The 16351-nt window shown below is 72.3% G+C and carries 17 protein-coding genes and 1 pseudogene; 15 read left to right on the top strand and 3 right to left on the bottom strand.

The genetic code is table 11. From position 1 onward, the window contains the following. Positions 1-333 precede the first annotated feature (333 nt). The 4 genes from ACFFIA_RS12635 (at position 334) to alaS (ending at position 4559) form a co-directional block, all read left to right on the top strand. The gene (locus tag ACFFIA_RS12635) at positions 334-993 is read left to right on the top strand and encodes a hypothetical protein (RefSeq protein WP_377250291.1); all 660 of its coding nucleotides are present in this window, start codon (positions 334-336) and stop codon (positions 991-993) included. A 76-nt stretch (positions 994-1069) separates the two neighbouring features. Next, positions 1070-1549 carry a DUF948 domain-containing protein gene (locus ACFFIA_RS12640; protein ID WP_377250139.1) on the top strand — a complete coding sequence of 160 codons (480 nt, stop codon included), beginning with the start codon at positions 1070-1072 and terminating at the stop codon, positions 1547-1549. Between the two features lie 44 nt (positions 1550-1593). Next, a complete protein-coding gene (locus tag ACFFIA_RS12645; RefSeq protein ID WP_377250141.1) occupies positions 1594-1878 on the top strand; it encodes a hypothetical protein in 285 nt (94 codons plus the stop codon). Further along, positions 1875-4559, top strand: a complete 2685-nt coding sequence (alaS, locus tag ACFFIA_RS12650; RefSeq protein ID WP_377250143.1) for an alanine--tRNA ligase — start codon at positions 1875-1877, stop codon at positions 4557-4559. Before ACFFIA_RS12645 ends, alaS begins: the two co-directional genes overlap by 4 nt. On the opposite strand, the gene ACFFIA_RS12655 is transcribed toward alaS, so the two are convergent. Next, positions 4556-4759, bottom strand: a complete 204-nt coding sequence (locus tag ACFFIA_RS12655; protein WP_377250146.1) for a hypothetical protein — start codon at positions 4757-4759, stop codon at positions 4556-4558. The two genes, alaS and ACFFIA_RS12655, sit on opposite strands and share 4 nt — an antisense overlap. 115 nt (positions 4760-4874) lie before the next feature. On the opposite strand from ACFFIA_RS12655, the gene ruvX reads away from it, so the two are divergent. From ruvX to aroQ, 8 genes are all read left to right on the top strand, one after another. After that, positions 4875-5336, top strand: coding sequence for a Holliday junction resolvase RuvX (ruvX, locus tag ACFFIA_RS12660; protein ID WP_377250294.1), 462 nt, complete (start codon positions 4875-4877; stop codon positions 5334-5336). After that, the gene (mltG, locus tag ACFFIA_RS12665; protein WP_377250149.1) at positions 5333-6520 is read left to right on the top strand and encodes an endolytic transglycosylase MltG; all 1188 of its coding nucleotides are present in this window, start codon (positions 5333-5335) and stop codon (positions 6518-6520) included. The genes ruvX and mltG overlap by 4 nt, the downstream gene beginning before the upstream one ends. After that, a complete protein-coding gene (locus tag ACFFIA_RS12670) occupies positions 6517-7341 on the top strand; it encodes a shikimate dehydrogenase (RefSeq protein ID WP_377250151.1) in 825 nt (274 codons plus the stop codon). Before mltG ends, ACFFIA_RS12670 begins: the two co-directional genes overlap by 4 nt. Positions 7342-7436: 95 nt before the next feature. Beyond that, positions 7437-8615 (top strand): chorismate synthase, encoded by a 1179-nt coding sequence (aroC, locus tag ACFFIA_RS12675; RefSeq protein WP_377250153.1) that lies wholly within the window; start codon positions 7437-7439, stop codon positions 8613-8615. 29 nt (positions 8616-8644) lie between these two features. Then, positions 8645-9124, top strand: coding sequence for a shikimate kinase (locus ACFFIA_RS12680; RefSeq protein ID WP_377250296.1), 480 nt, complete (start codon positions 8645-8647; stop codon positions 9122-9124). Positions 9125-9284: 160 nt separating this feature from the next. After that, positions 9285-10265 (top strand): helix-turn-helix transcriptional regulator, encoded by a 981-nt coding sequence (locus ACFFIA_RS12685; RefSeq protein ID WP_377250155.1) that lies wholly within the window; start codon positions 9285-9287, stop codon positions 10263-10265. 52 nt (positions 10266-10317) lie between these two features. Continuing rightward, entirely contained in the window at positions 10318-11394 is a 1077-nt protein-coding gene (aroB, locus tag ACFFIA_RS12690; protein ID WP_377250157.1) for a 3-dehydroquinate synthase, read from the top strand. A 73-nt stretch (positions 11395-11467) separates the two neighbouring features. After that, positions 11468-11905, top strand: a complete 438-nt coding sequence (gene aroQ, locus ACFFIA_RS12695) for a type II 3-dehydroquinate dehydratase (protein WP_377250159.1) — start codon at positions 11468-11470, stop codon at positions 11903-11905. On the opposite strand, the pseudogene ACFFIA_RS12700 reads toward aroQ, so the two are convergent. Next, positions 11819-12985, bottom strand: a pseudogene (locus ACFFIA_RS12700) (glycosyltransferase 87 family protein); the annotation flags it as partial. The gene aroQ and the pseudogene ACFFIA_RS12700 overlap by 87 nt on opposite strands. A gap of 32 nt (positions 12986-13017) precedes the next feature. After that, on the bottom strand, positions 13018-14397 hold the full coding sequence (gene mptB / locus ACFFIA_RS12705; protein ID WP_377250161.1) for a polyprenol phosphomannose-dependent alpha 1,6 mannosyltransferase MptB: 1380 nt from the start codon (positions 14395-14397) through the stop codon (positions 13018-13020). A 202-nt stretch (positions 14398-14599) separates the two neighbouring features. Here mptB and efp point away from each other — a divergent pair, with 202 nt between their 5' ends. From efp to ACFFIA_RS12720, 3 genes are all read left to right on the top strand, one after another. Beyond that, a complete protein-coding gene (gene efp / locus ACFFIA_RS12710) occupies positions 14600-15157 on the top strand; it encodes an elongation factor P (RefSeq protein WP_377250163.1) in 558 nt (185 codons plus the stop codon). A 60-nt stretch (positions 15158-15217) separates the two neighbouring features. Then, positions 15218-15628, top strand: a complete 411-nt coding sequence (gene nusB, locus ACFFIA_RS12715) for a transcription antitermination factor NusB (protein WP_377250298.1) — start codon at positions 15218-15220, stop codon at positions 15626-15628. A gap of 402 nt (positions 15629-16030) precedes the next feature. Beyond that, complete coding sequence (locus ACFFIA_RS12720) at positions 16031-16351, top strand: hypothetical protein (RefSeq protein ID WP_377250166.1); 321 nt, start codon at positions 16031-16033, stop codon at positions 16349-16351.

The following is a 16351-nucleotide window of genomic DNA, read 5'->3' on the forward strand; positions in this document are numbered from 1 at the left end:
GCGCCTCCCGGCGGTCCGGCCACGCCTCCCGGGCGTGCCGGCGTCCCCCTGCCCAGCGCCGGAAGGCCGGGCGGGCCCGCCGGCGCCGGACCGGGCGGCGGAAGGCCCGACACCGGCGGACCAGGCGGCGGTGGACCAGGCGGACCGCACGCGGGGCGTGCCGTACCGCCGGGGAGTCCCGTGGCGCCGCCCGCTAGGCCGGTCGCGGGCGAATCGGAGCCGGTGGCCGTCGCGCGCGCGTCGGTCGTGCCGGCCGAGGTGTCCGGGCGGGGGCCCCGGCCTCCGGTGCCGGTCGGTGCAGCGGGTGAGTCGGAGGGCGTACCAGAGGAGAAGCTGGACCGCGATGGCGGTCCCGGGCCGGCGGAGGCGCGGGAGCAGCGGACCTGGCGCCTGGTGGCTCTTGTGGTGGCGAGCCTGATCGTGCTGGGCGCGCTGCCGCTCTACTTCGGCATCCGCACCGCGACCCGCGACCCGGTCCTCAACTCCCTGGACGCCCTCGACCTGCCCGCCTGGGCGGCCGTCGACGCGCAGGACGCGGTGAGCGGCAGCCGCTGGTGCCTGGTGGACTGCCGTTTCCGGGAGCGGACCGCGCAGTCGCAGCAGGGGCCGGAGGAGACGGCGCAGGTGTACGAGGCGGCGTTGACCGGGGCCGGCTGGCAGCGGTGGGAGGCCGCGAAGATGTGCCCCGAGCAGCCGGTGGCCGGGAGCTACACGTGCTGGACGCGGGACGAGCTGACGCTCGACCTGTGGGTGCGGCCGCCGTCGTGCGCGGTGCAGCCGACCGAGGGCGTGACGCCGCCGGTGACACCGCCACCGGCGGGTCCGGGGGGCACGTGCGAGGGTTCGGTGGTATCGGTGAAGGTGCGCAATGCCATCGATGACGACCGGGTCAAGTCGGGGCCGAGCACCGATCCGTCGCTGACCGGCGAAGACCCCGATCCGATCTTCACCGACGACCCGCTGCTCGACGATCCGGCGCCGTCGGCATCCTGAGCCGGCGACCGCCCGTCACTGACGGTAGGGTCTGCACGTTGGCGAAATGGGTGTGCCTGGGCGGAGGAGGACGCGCGTGGACGGTTGGGAAATCGCGCTGCTGGTGTTGGCTGGGGCGTTTCTGATGCTCGTGCTGGCGCTGATGGTGCCGATCCTGCGCCTGCGGCACACAGTGGACGCGGCGACGCGCGCGATCAATGACATCAACGAGCGCACCGCCCCCCTGATGGGCAACGTCAACACCACGATCCTGGGGGTCAACGAGGCGCTCGGGCAGGTGCACACCACGTTGGACGGTGTGAACATCCAACTGGCCAAGGTGGACACGATCACCGGCCACGCGCAGAGCGTCACGGCCAACGCCGCCAACCTCGCCACCGTCGTGTCCGCCGCCGCGGCCAATCCGCTGGTCAAGGTCGCCGCATTCGGATACGGGGTACGCCGTGCCGCCGCCGCCCGCCGCCACGCGGACGAGGAGCGCGAGGTGCGGACGACCCTCAAGCAGCAGCGCAAGGCGGCGCGCGCGGCCCGCAAGGCAGGACAAGTCATCCGCTGACCCCCGGCGCTCGGCGCGGTCGGCGGTACGGGAAGGATGAGAGCATGAGGCGGTTGCTCTGGTTGGGCGTGGGGCTCGCGGTGGGCGCGCTCGTCGTGCGCAAGGTGACCCAGAAGGCCCAGTCGTACACACCGGGCGGCATCGCGGCGTCGCTCTCGGAATCCGCTGGCGGGCTCGTGGAGTCCGTGCGTAGCTTCGTGGATGACGTCCGTGAGGGCATGGCCGAGCGCGAGCAGCAGATCCACGAGGCGATCGAGGCGGGCGTCCATTTCGAGGACGACGAGTTCGCCGTTGACGACGAACTGATGACACGGGAAGGCAATCGATGAAAACGGCGGAGATCAAGCGGCGGTTCCTGGCCCATTTCGCGGCCAATGGGCACACGGTCGTGCCTTCCGCTGCTCTGCCGGCCATCGAGGATCCCAACCTGCTGTTCATCAATGCGGGCATGGTGCAGTTCGTGCCCTATTTCCTGGGCCAGCGGACGCCGCCCTATCCGCGTGCGGCGAGCGTGCAGAAATGCATCCGCACGCCGGACATCGACGAGGTCGGCAAGACGTCGCGGCACGGCACGTTCTTCCAGATGAACGGAAACTTCTCGTTCGGCGACTACTTCAAGGAAGGCGCCATCCCGCTGGCCTGGGAGCTCTCCACCAAGCCGGTTTCCGAGGGGGGTTTCGGGCTCGACGGCGACAAGATCTGGGCGACGGTCTACCTCGACGACGACGAGGCCATCGAGATCTGGCACAAGACGGTGGGCCTGCCGCTGGATCGGATCGTGCGCCGCGGCAAGAAGGACAACTACTGGTCGATGGGGATTCCGGGGCCGGCGGGTCCGTGCTCGGAGCTCTACTACGACCGTGGCCCGTCGTACGGCCCGGAGGGCGGCCCGGATGTCGACGAGGACCGGTTCCTGGAGTTCTGGAACCTGGTCTTCATGCAGTACGAGATCGCGGATGTGAAGAGCAAGGAAGACTTCCGCGTCGTCCGCGAGCTGCCCAGCAAGAACATCGACACCGGCATGGGGCTGGAGCGGATCGCGTCGATCCTCCAGGGCGTCGACAACCTGTACGAGATCGACGAGGTGCGGCCGATCCTCGACCAGGCGGCGGAGCTGACCGGCCGGCGGTACGGGGCGAAGTCGGGCCACGCGGCGGGCGAGTCGCACCCCGACGACGTGCGGCTGCGGGTGATCGCCGACCACGTGCGCACCGCGCTGATGCTGATCGGCGACGGGGTGACCCCGTCCAACGAGGGGCGCGGCTACGTGCTGCGCCGGATCATGCGGCGGGCGATCCGGGCGATGCGGCTGCTGGGCTGGCAGGAGCCGGCGCTGCCGCTGCTGCTGCCGGTGGCGCGTGACTGCATGGCGCCCTCCTACCCCGAGGTGGCCAGCGACTTCGAGCGCATCTCGCAGTACGCGTACGCCGAGGAGGACGCGTTCCTGTCCACGCTGCGGGCGGGTACGACGATCCTCGACACCGCCCTTGTCGAGGCCAAGAGTGCTGGCGCGATCGCCCTCCCCGGCGACAAGGCGTTCCAGCTGCACGACACGTACGGCTTCCCGATCGACCTCACCCTCGAGATCGCGGCCGAGCAGGGGCTCTCGGTCGACCAGGAGGGCTTCCGCCGGCTGATGGCCGACCAGCGGGCCCGGGCGAAGGCGGACGCGCGGGCGCGCAAGACCGGCCACGCCGACCTCTCCGGCTACCGCGAGTCGCTCGACCAGGGCGGGCCGGTGGAGTTCACCGGATACCACGAGGTGGCGCGCGAGTCGCGGGTGCGCTCGCTGCTCAACGCGGCCGGCGAGGCGGTGCCGGCGGCCGGCGAGGGCGAGCAGATCGAGCTGGTGCTCGACGCCACCCCCTTCTACGCCGAGGGCGGCGGCCAGCAGGCCGACCAGGGCCTGATCACCGTCGGGGGCGGGCAGGTCGAGATCATCGACGTGCAGCAGCCGCTGCCCGGCCTGATCGTCCACAAGGCACGCGTCGTGCGCGGCGAGGTCCGTCCCGGCGACACGGGGTACGCGGAGATCGACGTGACCCGCCGCAAGGCGATCTCGCGGTCGCACACCGCGACCCACCTCGTACACCAGACGATGCGCAACTTCCTCGGCGAGTCGGCGACCCAGGCGGGTTCGCTCAACGCGCCGGGCCGGCTGCGGTTCGACTTCAACACGCCGGGCGCGGTGCCGGCCAGCGTGCTGCACGACGTGGAGCAGCAGGTCAACGAGGTGCTACTCGGCGACCTCGAGGTGCACGCGTTCATCACCTCGCAGGAGGAGGCGCGGCGGCTGGGCGCGATGGCGCTGTTCGGCGAGAAGTACGGCGACGAGGTGCGGGTCGTCGAGGTCGGCGACTACGCCCGCGAGCTGTGCGGCGGCACGCACGTGGCCCGCTCCGGCCAGCTGGGCCTGGTGAAGATCCTCTCCGAGTCGTCGATCGGCTCGGGCGTACGCCGGGTCGAGGCGCTGGTGGGGCTCGACGCGTTCGGCTACCTGGCCCGCGAGCACCTGCTGGTGTCGCGGCTGGCCGAGCTGTACCGGGTCCCCAACGAGCAGGTCGCCGAGCGGGTCGAGCAGACCGTGACGCAGCTGCGCGACGCGGAGAAGGAGCTGGAGAAGCTCCGCGCCCAGCTCGTACTCGGCGGCGCGGCCGCGCTGGCGAGCGGGGCGCGCGACGTGGGCGGGGTGGCGTTCGTGGCCACCGAGGCGCCGGAGGGCGCGGCCGGAAACGACGTGCGCACGCTGGCCCAGGAGATCCGCGGCAAGATCGACCCGGCCCGGCCGGCGGTGGTCGCGGTGGCGGCCCGGTCGAGCGGCAAGGCGTCGCTGGTGGTCGCGGTCAACCAGGCCGCGCGCGGGCGGGGCGTGTCCGCGTCCGAGCTGGTGAAGGGGGCGCTCTCCGGTCGTGGCGGCGGTTCTCCCGACCTGGCGCAGGGCGGTGGCCTTCCGGCGGCCGAGGCGCCCCGGCTGCTCGCGTCGGTGGAGCAGGCACTCGCTACCGCCTAGGGCCGCCGCAAGCCTGGCATGTCCTCATGAGACAGGGCCACTCCTTCGGCGATGCGTTTGATCGCGCTCAGGCGGGCGTCCCACTGCTCGGCGACGCCCGCCATGCACTGGCTGGCTCTGCGGAGCCGCTCGGCGTCGACGCTGTAGCGCACCCCGCGCCCGTGGCGGTGACCTCGGACGATGCCGGCCCGCTCCAGCACGGCGAGGTGCTTGGCGACCGATCCGCGCGCGGGAGATCATGCCCCCGACCGCGACCCACTCCCACCTCGTACGCGAACATGAATGGATCAGAGCGTGCGCGAGCAGAGGGAACAAATGGGCGAGTTTGTGCGGGGTAGCCGTCTTGGCGTCGATGTGGGACAGGTGCGGGTCGGTGTCTCGATCAGCGATCCCGACGGCATCCTCGCCACCCCTTTGGCCACGCTCCGTCGCGACCTGAATGCGGAAGTTGACGCTATTCCTTCCGATATCTTTGAACTTGCGCGACTTGTAGATGCGTATCAAACCGTAGAGGTCGTCGTGGGATTGCCAGTGACACTCGCCGGGAAGGAAGGACCAGCGGCGGTGCAGGCCAGGGCATACGCTCAGCGCCTGGGCAAGGCGATCGCACCGGTGCCGGTGCGGCTGGCCGACGAGAGGATGTCCACCGTCGCGGCAACCCGTAGGCTGGCCGAGCGTGGCGTGCGGGGCAAGCGCCAACGAGCGGTGGTCGACCAGGCGGCCGCGGTGGAGATCCTGCAGGGCTGGCTAGACGCGCAGCGGAGGCGAGCGAAATGATCGACGAGTTGGAGCTGGCGTTCGACGACGAGCCCGTCGAACGGTGGCGACACCGTCGTGGACGTAAGCGGGGCCAGAAGAAGCGGCGTGGCGGCGCGGGCAAGAGCGTGATCGCGTTGCTGGTGGTGGTCGTGATGCTCGGCGGCCTCGGGGTCGGCGTGTGGTACGGCTACGACCGCCTCCAGGGCTTCTTCACCACTCCCGACTACACGGGCGCGGGCCAGGGTGAGGTGACCATCCGGGTCGAGCAGGGCGACACCGCCACAGACATCGCCAACACGCTGGTGACGGCCGATGTGGTGAAGAGCGCCAAGGCATTCACCGACGCGGCGAAGGAAGACGATCGGAGCCAGGGCATCCAGCCGGGCACCTACAAGGTGCGGTTGCAGATGAGTGGCGTCGAGGCGCTCAACATGCTGGTCGACCTGAAGAACAAGGTCGTCAACGGCGTGCTCATCCGCGAAGGGCTGTCCGCCAAGGCGACCTTCAAGGAGCTGGAAAAGGCCACGAAGATCCCGGCCAAGGAGTTCGAAGACGCGACGAAGGACCCGATCGCGCTGGGCATCCCGGACTGGTGGTTCACGCGGAGCGACGGCAAGAAGGTGACGCCGTCGATCGAGGGGTTCCTCTTCCCGGACACGTACGAGATCGATCCTAAGTGGACGGCGGAAGACATCGTCCGCTCGATGGTCGACCACTTCCTCACCGTGACCGGCAACCTCAAGCTCGACGAGAAGGCGCAGGCGCTCAACCTCACGCCGTACGACGTGCTGATCGTCGCCTCGCTCGCCCAGGCGGAAGCGGGCATCCCGGAGGATCTGGGCAAGGTGGCACGGGTCGCGTACAACCGGCTCTACGGCGCGTTCCCGTGCAACTGCCTCGAGATGGACGTCACCGTCAACTACTGGCGCGAGCTGCGCGACCTGCCCATCAAGGCGTCCAAGGACATGACCCAGTCGGAGCTCAACGACCCCAAGAACCCATACAACCGCAAACTCCGCGGTCTCATCCCGACGCCGATCAACAACCCCGGCAAGGCCGCGCTCGAGGGTGCGATGGCGCCGCCGGAGGGCAACTGGACCTTCTTCGTGGCGATCGACAAGGCGGGCAAGTCGGCATTCACCAACGACCCCAACCAGCACGAGCGCAACAAAGACATCGCACGGCAGAACGGCGTCCTTTGACCGACACGATTCACCGGGCGGCCGTGCTGGGCAAGCCGGTCGCCCACTCGCTCTCGCCCGTCATCCACAACGCCGGCTACGCCGCGGCGGGGCTGGCCGGTTGGTCGTACACCGCCGTCGAGTGCGCCGAGTCCGAACTCGCCGCCGTCGTAGCCGGCCTCGGCCCGGAGTGGGCCGGCCTGTCGCTCACCATGCCCCTGAAAGAGGTGGCGCTCACGGTGGCCGGCCACATCACGCCCGTCGCGGCCGCCGTTGGTGCCGCCAACACTCTGGTACGAACCGAGGACGGCTGGCACGCCGACAACACCGACATCCCGGGGATGGTCGACGCGCTGGGCGACGTGCCCGGCGGTGCGACGTTCACGGTGCTCGGCGCGGGCGGCACCGCGCGCGCCGCGATAGCCGCCGCCGCCCAGGCCGCCGCCGCCGGGGTGACGGTGGTGGCGCGGCGCCCCGAGGCGGTGGCCGAGCTGCGCCCGGTGGCCGAGGCGGTGGGCGTGCCCTTCGCCGGCGCCGCCTGGCCCGACGCCGCGGCACACGCCACCGCCGACGTGGTCGTCTCCACCGTGCCGAAGGGCGTGGCCGACCCGCTCGCCACCGAGGTCCGTTGGCGACCGTCCACTGTGCTCTTCGACGCGCTGTACGACCCCTGGCCCACGCCACTGGCCACCTCCGCCGCCGCGGCCGGCTGCCGCATCGTGTCGGGGCTCGACCTGCTGCTCGCCCAGGCGATCGGCCAGTGGGAGCAGTTCACCGGCGTGACCCCCGCTCCGCGCGCCGCCATGCGCGAAGCGCTCTTCGCCGCCCGCCGCCAGCCCTGACCGAGGGGCGGTGTGCGCCCTCGGCGTGACACCACAGGGTGGGAGGGGGTCCATGATCGACAAGGCCGGGCGGCGAGCATGGCAGACTCTCTGCTGTGTTGCGTTGGTTGACCGCGGGTGAGTCGCACGGGCCCGCGCTCGTCGCCGTCCTGGAGGGGGTTCCCGCCGGGGTCGAGGTGACGAGCGCTGACATCGTGCGGGAGTTGGCCCGCCGCAGGTTGGGCTACGGGCGGGGTGCCCGCATGTCGTTCGAGCAGGACGTCGTCGACATCATCGGCGGCATCCGGCACGGGGTGACGCTCGGCAGTCCGGTGGCGGTCCGCGTGGGCAACTCCGAGTGGCCCAAGTGGGAGACGGTGATGTCGGCCGACCCGGTCGACCCCGACGTCCTGGCCAGCCAGGCGCGCAACGCTCCGTTGACTCGCCCCCGCCCCGGGCACGCCGACCTGGCCGGCATGCAGAAGTACGGCCACGTCGACGCCCGCCCGATCCTGGAGCGGGCCAGCGCGCGGGAGACGGCCGCCCGCGTGGCGGTGGGCACCGTGGCCAAGGCGCTGGTCGAGCAGGCGCTGGGCATCGAGATCGTGTCGCACGTGGTGGAGCTGGGCTCGGTGGCCGCCAAGCCCGGTCTCGCCCCCCGCCCGGAGGACGCCGAGCGGGTCGACGCCGACCCGCTGCGCTGCCTCGACCCCGAGGCGAGCGCGCGGATGGTGGCCGAGGTCGACGCCGCCAAGAAGGACGCCGACACGCTGGGCGGCGTCGTCGAGGTGCTGGCCTACGGCGTGCCGCCGGGGCTGGGCAGCCACGTGCAGTGGGACCGCAAGCTCGACGCCCGCCTCGCCACCGCGCTGATGTCGATCCAGGCGATCAAGGGCGTGGAGATCGGCGACGCGTGGACGCAGGCGCGTTCGCGGGGGTCGGTGGCGCACGACGAGATCATCCCCACCGCCAGCGGCGTGCGGCGGGTCACCGACCGTGCCGGCGGCCTGGAGGGGGGCATCACCACGGGCGAGCCGCTGCGTGTCAAGGCCGCCATGAAGCCGATCTCCTCGCTCAACCGCGCGCTCTCCACCATCGACGTGACGACCGGCGAGGCGGCGACCGCCATCAACCAGCGCTCCGACGTCTGCGCGGTGCCGGCCGCCGCCGTCGTGGCCGAGGCCATGGTCGCTCTGGTGCTCGCGGAGGCGGCCACGGAGAAGTTCGGCGGCGACTCGGTGGCGGAGATCCGGCGCAACCTCGCCGGCTACCTCGACCACCTGGTGATCCGGTGACCCGCCCCGCCTGCGTGCTCGTCGGCGTCATGGGGGCGGGCAAGACGACGGTGGGGGAGCTGCTGGCGGCGCGACTCGGCACCGCCTTCCGCGACACCGACGCCGACGTCGAGGCGACCGCCGGCCGCCCCATCTCCGAGATCTTCATCGATGAGGGCGAAGCACGCTTTCGTACCCTCGAAGAAGCCGCCGTGGAGACGGCGCTGGCCTCCTTCGACGGGGTGCTCGCGCTCGGCGGCGGCGCGATCCTCTCGGCCCGCACCCGCGCGGCGCTGGCCGGGCACGCGGTGGTCTTCCTCTCGGTCGGCCTGTCCGACGCGGTGAGCCGGGTGGGGCTCGGCGTCGGCCGGCCGCTGCTGGCCATCAATCCGAGGGCGACGCTGAAGCAGCTGATGGATCAGCGCCGCCCGCTGTACGAGGAGGTCGCGACGTTCACGGTGGCGACCGACGGCCGCGAGCCCGAAGAGGTCGCCGACGAGATCGCCACGCTCCTCAAGCCGGTGGCCTAGCCGGCTCGTCGAGCACCTCGGCGAGGCGCTTGGGCTCGCCGAGCATCGGCCAGTGGCCAGTCGGCAGCCCGCGCAGCTCCGCGTCCTGCACAAATGTCGTCATGGGAGCAACGTTAAGATCGAATCCGGACGTAACCCGCCCGATTAAGGAGCGTGACCCGTGTCACATCCTGCCTCACGCGTACTGGGCATGCTGGAACTCCTCCAGACCCACCACCGCCTCACCGGCGCCGACCTCGGCGCGCGGCTGGGTGTGGACGAGCGCACCGTGCGGCGGTACGCGGGCACCCTCGCCGACCTGGGCATCCCCGTGACGGCCAACCGGGGGCGCTACGGGGGCTACCGGCTCAGCCCTGGCTACAAGCTGCCGCCGCTCATGTTCACCGACGACGAGGCGGCCGCCGTCGTGCTCGGGCTGCTCGCCGCCGAGCAGCTCGGCCTCACGACCGAGGCGCCGGCCACCGGCGTGGCCCTGGCCAAGATCGAGCGGGTACTCCCACACGCCCTCGCCGACCGCCTGGTCGCCGTGCGCGAGTCGCTCGGCTTCACGCTCCGCCCACGGCGGGAGGGCTCGGCCCGCCCCGCCACCGCCACACTGCTCGCGCTCGGCGCCGCGACCCGCGCCCGCCAGCGGGTCAGCCTGACCTACCGCTCGTGGCGCGGCGGCGTGTCACTGCGCCAGGTCGACCCGTACGGCCTGGTCTTCCACGCCGGCCGCTGGTACCTGACGGGCCACGACCACCGGCGCGGCGAGATACGCACCTTCCGCCTCGACCGGATCAGCGCCGTCGAGGCGGGAAGCGAGAGCTTCGCGGTGCCCGAGGGCTTCGACGCGGTCGCCCACGTGACCCGCTCGCTGGCCGGCGTGCCGTACACCTGGGAGGTCGAGGTCATCCTCGAGACCGACCTCGACCAGGCCCGCCGCCGCATCCCCCCGACCGTGGCCGAGCTGAGCGAGTCGGCCGACGGAGTACTGCTGAAGTGCCGCGCCAGCAGCCTCGATGGCACGGCCCAGATGCTCGCCGGCCTGGGGTGGCCGTTCACGGTGCTGCGTCCCGACGACCTGCGCGAGGCGGTGGCCGCCTACGCGAAGCAGCTCGCCGAGATGGCCACGCGCTATCCGGCGCACGCCACCGTCTGAGGCCGGCCCGCGGCGGTCCAGCGACAAACCCGGGCGGCTAGGCTGACCGGCGATGGACGACGTGACCACCATTGCCGTCGGGGGCGAGCGCCCCTACGACGTGCTCGTGGGGCGGGATCTTCCGCACCACCTCCCGCGGCTGCTCGACGGCGCCGCGCGGGCGGCCGTGCTCTACGCGCCGCCGCTGCGCGCGCAGGCGGAGGCGATCACGCGAGTGATCTCCGAGGCGGGCATCGCGCCGCTGGCGATCGACGTGCCGGACGCCGAGGCGGGCAAGAGCATCGACGTCGCCGCACGCTGCTGGGACCAGTTGGGGGCGGCCGGCTTCACGCGCACCGACGCGGTGGTCGGCGTGGGCGGCGGTGCCGTGACCGACCTGGCCGGCTTCGTCGCGGCGTGCTGGCTGCGCGGCGTGCGGTGGATACCGGTGTCGACGAGCCTGCTCGGCATGGTCGACGCGGCCGTGGGGGGCAAGACCGGCGTCAACACGGCCGCCGGAAAGAACCTGGTGGGCGCCTTCCATCCGCCGGCGGGCGTGCTCTGCGACCTGTCGCTGCTCGACACGCTGCCACGGGTCGACCTGGTCGCGGGGCTGGCCGAGGTGGTCAAGTGCGGCTTCATCGCCGACCCCGCCATCCTGGACCTGATCGAGAGCCGCACGCCCGACGAGGGCCCGCCGGACGAGGCTGTCACGCGGGAGCTGGTCGAGCGGGCGGTGCGGGTGAAGGCCGACGTCGTCGGTGCCGACCTGCGTGAGGGGGGCCTGCGCGAGGTGCTCAACTACGGGCACACGCTGGCCCACGCGATCGAGAAGGTCGAGGGCTACTCGTGGCGCCACGGCCACGCGGTCTCGGTGGGCCTGGTCTACGCGGCGACCCTCGGGCACCTCGCCGGGCGGCTTGACGAGGCGACCGCGAAACGGCACAGCAGCGTGCTGGCGGCGCTGGGGCTGCCCACCGCGTACCGGGCGGACGCCTGGCCGGACCTGCTCGCCACCATGCGTGTGGACAAGAAGGCGCGTGGCTCCAAGCTGCGCTTCGTGGTGCTGGACGGCATCGCCAGACCGTCCATACTAGACGGACCGAGCGACGAGCTGCTGCGGGCGGCGTACGAGGAGGTGGCGGCGTGAGCGAGCTTGCGAGCGAACCATCAGGCTCAGGAGCTCGCGGGGGCGGCGCCTCGGAGCGAAGCGAGGAGGCGGCGTGAAGGTCTACGTCCTCAACGGACCCAACCTGGGGCGGCTCGGCACACGCCAGGTCGACGTGTACGGGCTGACGTCGTACGCGGGGCTGGTCGAGCTCTGCGAGGCGACCGGCAAGGAGCTGGGCCTCGACGTGGAGGTGCGCCAGACCGACGCGGAGCACGAGATGCTCGGCTGGATCCACGCGGCTGCCGACGAGCAGGCGGCGGTGGTGCTCAACCCGGGGGCGTGGTCACATTACTCGTACGCGCTGCGCGATGCCTGTGCGCTCCTCCGCGCGCCGCTCGTCGAGGTCCACATCTCCAACATCCACGCGCGCGAGGAGTTTCGCCACCACTCGGTCGTGTCCGCGGTCGCGACCGGCGTGATCTGCGGCCTCGGCGTCGACGGCTACCGCCTCGCCCTTCACCACCTGGCGCGCCGGCAGGCCGAGCAGTAGCGCGACGCAGATCCACACGTACGCGTTGGAGCCGAGGAACGCTCCCGGCGCCAGCCCGTCCCACCACAGCCACACGAGGCTGCTGCACATGATGACGTACGCGCCGGCCGCCCCCGCGCGCCGCCGCGAGTCGGCGAGCAGCACCAGCGCGGGCATCACCCACACCAGGTGGTGCACCCAGGTGATCGGGCTGACCAGGCAGCCGACCACGCCGGTGAGCGCGGCGCCGGTGAGCGGGTCGACGCGGCGCACCCGGTACGCCCACACGGCCAGCGCCGCCGCGACCAGCAGCAGCCACCCCAGCCGGCTCGGCGCGGCCGGGTCGAGGCGGGCCACGACGCCCTGCAACGACTGGTTGGACACGTAGGCGAGGTTGCCGATCCGGTCGGTGTGCCACAGCGCCTCGGTCCAGAAGGTGCGCGAGGCGTCCGGCGCGATCGCGAGCGCCACCAGCGTCGCCGCGCACGCGGTGCCGGAGGCCACGGCGGCGGCGCGGCGCTGGCCGCTGACCAGCAGGTACAGGATGAAGATGCCCGGCGTCAGCTTGATCGCGGTGGCCAGCCCGATGCCCACGCCCGACCAGCGGGTCTGGCGCAGCAGCCGCGTGTCGGCGACCACGAGCAGGAGCAGCACGAGGTTGACCTGGCCGAAGCTGAACGTGTCGCGGACCGGTTCGAACACCGCCACCGCGCACGCCGCCAGCCCGAACGTGAGCCCTCGGTGCCAGCCCTGCCGCCGCGCGATCGGGTCGACCAGCAGGCCGAGCAGCACGGCGCCGGCGGCGGTGTTGACCACCAGGCTGAACGCGATCGCCGGATGCCAGGGGAGCAGCGCGAGCGGGCTGAGCACCAGCGCGGCGAAGGGCGGGTACGTGAAGCCGTAGTTGGTGCGGGGTCGCAGGTAGTCGTAGAGCTGGCCGCCGTCACGCAGCCAGTGGTGCACCGCGCCGTGGTACACGCCGACGTCGAAGAAGCCGCGGTGGGCGGGCACGAACGCGAGGAAGAGGGCGGTGGCGAGGGCCAGCCCGGCGACCAGCAGCCACCGGCGGTCGAGGTGCCCGCGCGGTCCCCGCGTGGACATGGAGCGCGGCACGGCGTTCTCGTGGAGCGACCTCACCGCGCTACCACCGGGACGCGGGGCGGGGTGAGCAGCGCGGCGACCAGGCCGGCCGCGATCGCGCACCCGAAGATCGCCTGGGCCACCTGCTCGGCGCCGGGCGCGAAGCCGCTCGGCAGCACCACCACCGCCAGCGCCGCGCAGGCCACCGCCGCCACGCGCCGCACGTGGCCGTCCGGCGCCGCGGCCGCGAAGGGGACCAGGGCCCAGAGCAGGTACCAGGGGCGCAGCGCCGGTCCGAAGAGGACGATCGCGCCGAGGCCCAGCCCCACCGCGTACACCGGGTCGAGGCGCGTGCGGCGCAGCCAGAGCACCGCCGCCACCGCCACGGCCGCGGCGAGCCCGATCCACCGCCACAGGGGTACGGCGTGCGCGGTCCCCAGCAGCGCGCCGGTGAGCCGACCGAGCACGGTCGTGGGCGACAGGTTCTCCGTCGAGACCGGCGTGTCCAGGGCGCCTACCCATCCGTACCCGGTGCCGGCGACAGCGGTGACCACGACGGTGGTGGCCGCCGCGACGGCGGCCGCGGAGATCGTGGTGCGGACCCGGCGCCAGCGCCCGGTGGCCTGCTCCGCCCAAATCGAGGCGACGAAGAGGAGCGCGACCGCCGCCGGGGCCTTGACCAGCGCGGCGAGCGCGACCAGCGCGGCCCCCACGGCCGGGCGGCGGGCGACCGCGGCGGCGAGGCCGGCCACCAGCAGGCCCACCATGATCGCGTCGTTGTGCGCGCCGGCCACGAGGTGGGCGAGGACCAGCGGGTTGAGCGCGCCCAGCCACAGCGCCGCGGCCGGGTCGACACCGCAGCGGCGGGCGAGGCCGGGGAGCGCGGCGGTGAGCAGTACGACGCCGAGCACCGCCACGAGCCGCATGCCCAACACGCCGGCCGCCAGGTGCGCGCCCGCGGCCGCCGCCACGCCGGTGGCGACGAGCAGGAAGAGCGGCCCGTACGGCGTGGGCGTGTGCTGCCAGACCGCGGGCACCTCGGCCGCGACCGGGCCGCCGTAGTAGGCCGGGCCGTGCTCGTAGACGTCGAGACCGGCCCCCACCATCGCGCCCTGCGCGAGGTAGCTGTACACGTCGCGGCTGAACAGCGGGGGAGCGAGCAGCAGCGGGGCGGACCAGAGCGCGAGCGTGACCATGAGCTGGCGGGGCGTCGGCCCGGCGCGGTCCGCGTCGCGCACCAGGTGGCCGAGGCGCCACCAGGCCGCGATCAGCAGGACCAGGCCGGCGTACGCGACCACGACGCCCCACCCCGGATGGCGCCGCAGGATCGCCAGCCCGAACGGGTCCTGCGCCGGCAGTGCGCCGGCGGCCAGGCCACCCGCCGCGAGGAGTGCCGAGCCCTCCAGACCCAACACGCGGCAGTTGGTCAACACCGGTGCAGGCTGTCAGCGAAGGGTGTCGGGTACGCAGACATCGGTTGACGTCTTCGTGACAGGCGGGCGACCGCCGCTTCCCGTAGGGCCGGTGGGCGCGGGTCCGCCGCTTCCCGCGGAGCCGGTGGGCGCGAGTCCGCCGTGGTGAGCGTGTACCAGTAGACTTGGTGGGTCAATCAGTCGATGAAGATCAAGGCAGGACATGGCCACCACGAACGACCTGAAGAACGGACTGGTGCTCAACCTCGACGGCGAGCTGTGGTCCGTCGTTGAGTTCCAGCACGTCAAGCCCGGCAAGGGCGGCGCGTTCGTGCGCACCACGCTGAAGAACGTGCTCTCCGGCAAGGTGGTCGACAAGACGTTCAACGCGGGCACGAAGGTCGACACCGCGACGGTCGACAAGCGCACGATGCAGTACCTCTACGCCGACGGCGAAGACTACGTCTTCATGGATCTGGACACCTACGACCAGATCCACGTGGCCGGCGGCACCGTGGGCGAGGCGGCCAACTACCTGCTGCCCGAGGCCGAGGCGACGGTGGCGACGCACGAGGGCGTGCCGCTCTACATCGAGCTGCCGACCAGCGTGGTGCTCGAGGTGACGTACACCGAGCCGGGCCTCCAGGGCGACCGCTCGACCGGCGGCAACAAGCCGGCGACCGTCGAGACCGGCGCGACCGTGCAGGTGCCGCTCTTCATCACCACCGGCGAGAAGATCAAGGTCGACACCCGCGACGGCCGCTACCTCGGCCGGGCGTGATGCGCCGGGTCCTTCGGTTCCGTTCTGGTCTCCGCGATGGCTGAGGCGCCGAAGTCGCAGATGCCCGCCCGCCGCAAGGCACGCAAGCGGGCACTCGATGTGCTCTTCGAGGCCGACCTGCGGGAGATGCCGGTCGACGAGGTGCTGAGGGCGTACGTGCGGCGCCTCGAGCTGCCCCGCCCGGAGCACCTCGGATACGCGATCGGGCTGGTCGAGGGCGTGGCCGCACACAGCGACCGGATCGACGAGCTGATCGCCAGCTACGCCGAGGGGTGGACGCTCGACCGCATGCCGGTGGTCGACCGCAACCTGGCCCGCATCGCCGTCTACGAGCTGCTCTACGTCGACGAGATCGACGACGCGGTCGCCATCACCGAGGCGGTCGAGCTGGCCCGGCAGATGTCGACGGACGATTCGCCCCGCTTCCTCAACGGGATGCTGGGGCGGATCGCCGAGTTCACGACGCACTAGAGATCTTTCGCGGTCGAGGTTCGCGCCTTCCGTTGCGGTTCGCTTCCGGTCTGGAAGAGGGGAGCTGCCGCGATGCCCGTCGTGCTCGTGGCCGTCGCTCCCGCAGCCTCACCGTCCGCGTGCCCACGCCCGGGTCGGACCGTGCCGGGCGGCAGGTCGGGTCTGTCAGCGGCGCTTCAAGCCTCCTCGCCGCTCGACGGCGCCGCTGTTCGCCCTCGGCGGACCCGCGCCGGGGCAGGGTCGTGTGGACGCGGAGGGCGAGGCCGCGGGAGCGGCGGTCTGGGCCACGGCGGGCATCGCGGTAGCTCGGATCCGCCCGTTGAGGCGTCGCCGAAAGGCGGTTGGTCCTTGATCGGCGGTTGCGGGGTTGCCGGGGCGGGGCGCGGTTTGTAGCGTCTGCGCGTGCCGCCTACCGACGAGGAGATCAGGGTCGCGCTCGCGGCGCTGCGTTCCGACGCGGCGCAGTGGCGCGAGTGGGCCGGCACGCTCGCCCGAGCGTCCACTGTGGTCGATCAGCTCGACCTCTCGGTCAACGACATGTGCGCGCTCAGCGGCGTCGTCGGGCTCCCGGAGACCTACTCCGCGCTCCGCCACCACGCCCAGGTGCTGGCCGCGCAGGGCATGCTGCGCTTCGCCGAGGTGGCCGACGCGCTGACCGCGGCCGCCGAGGGATACGAGCGCGACGAGCGCGATGCCGTCCACCGCCTGCGCGGGGTGTGGTAG

This window comes from Phytohabitans kaempferiae (assembly GCF_042433955.1).
In the GTDB taxonomy this organism is placed as follows: domain Bacteria; phylum Actinomycetota; class Actinomycetes; order Mycobacteriales; family Micromonosporaceae; genus Phytohabitans; species Phytohabitans kaempferiae.

What these genes read in the sequence shown, in the direction of transcription:
- ACFFIA_RS12645 (WP_377250141.1), top strand. Translation starts at nt 1,594, where the DNA reads ATGAGGCGGTTGCTCTGGTTGGGCGTGGGGCTCGCGGTGGGCGCGCTC.
- alaS (WP_377250143.1), top strand. Translation starts at nt 1,875, where the DNA reads ATGAAAACGGCGGAGATCAAGCGGCGGTTCCTGGCCCATTTCGCGGCC.
- ruvX (WP_377250294.1), top strand. Translation starts at nt 4,875, where the DNA reads ATGGGCGAGTTTGTGCGGGGTAGCCGTCTTGGCGTCGATGTGGGACAG.
- mltG (WP_377250149.1), top strand. Translation starts at nt 5,333, where the DNA reads ATGATCGACGAGTTGGAGCTGGCGTTCGACGACGAGCCCGTCGAACGG.
- ACFFIA_RS12680 (WP_377250296.1), top strand. Translation starts at nt 8,645, where the DNA reads ATGGGGGCGGGCAAGACGACGGTGGGGGAGCTGCTGGCGGCGCGACTC.
- aroB (WP_377250157.1), top strand. Translation starts at nt 10,318, where the DNA reads ATGGACGACGTGACCACCATTGCCGTCGGGGGCGAGCGCCCCTACGAC.
- efp (WP_377250163.1), top strand. Translation starts at nt 14,600, where the DNA reads ATGGCCACCACGAACGACCTGAAGAACGGACTGGTGCTCAACCTCGAC.
- nusB (WP_377250298.1), top strand. Translation starts at nt 15,218, where the DNA reads ATGCCCGCCCGCCGCAAGGCACGCAAGCGGGCACTCGATGTGCTCTTC.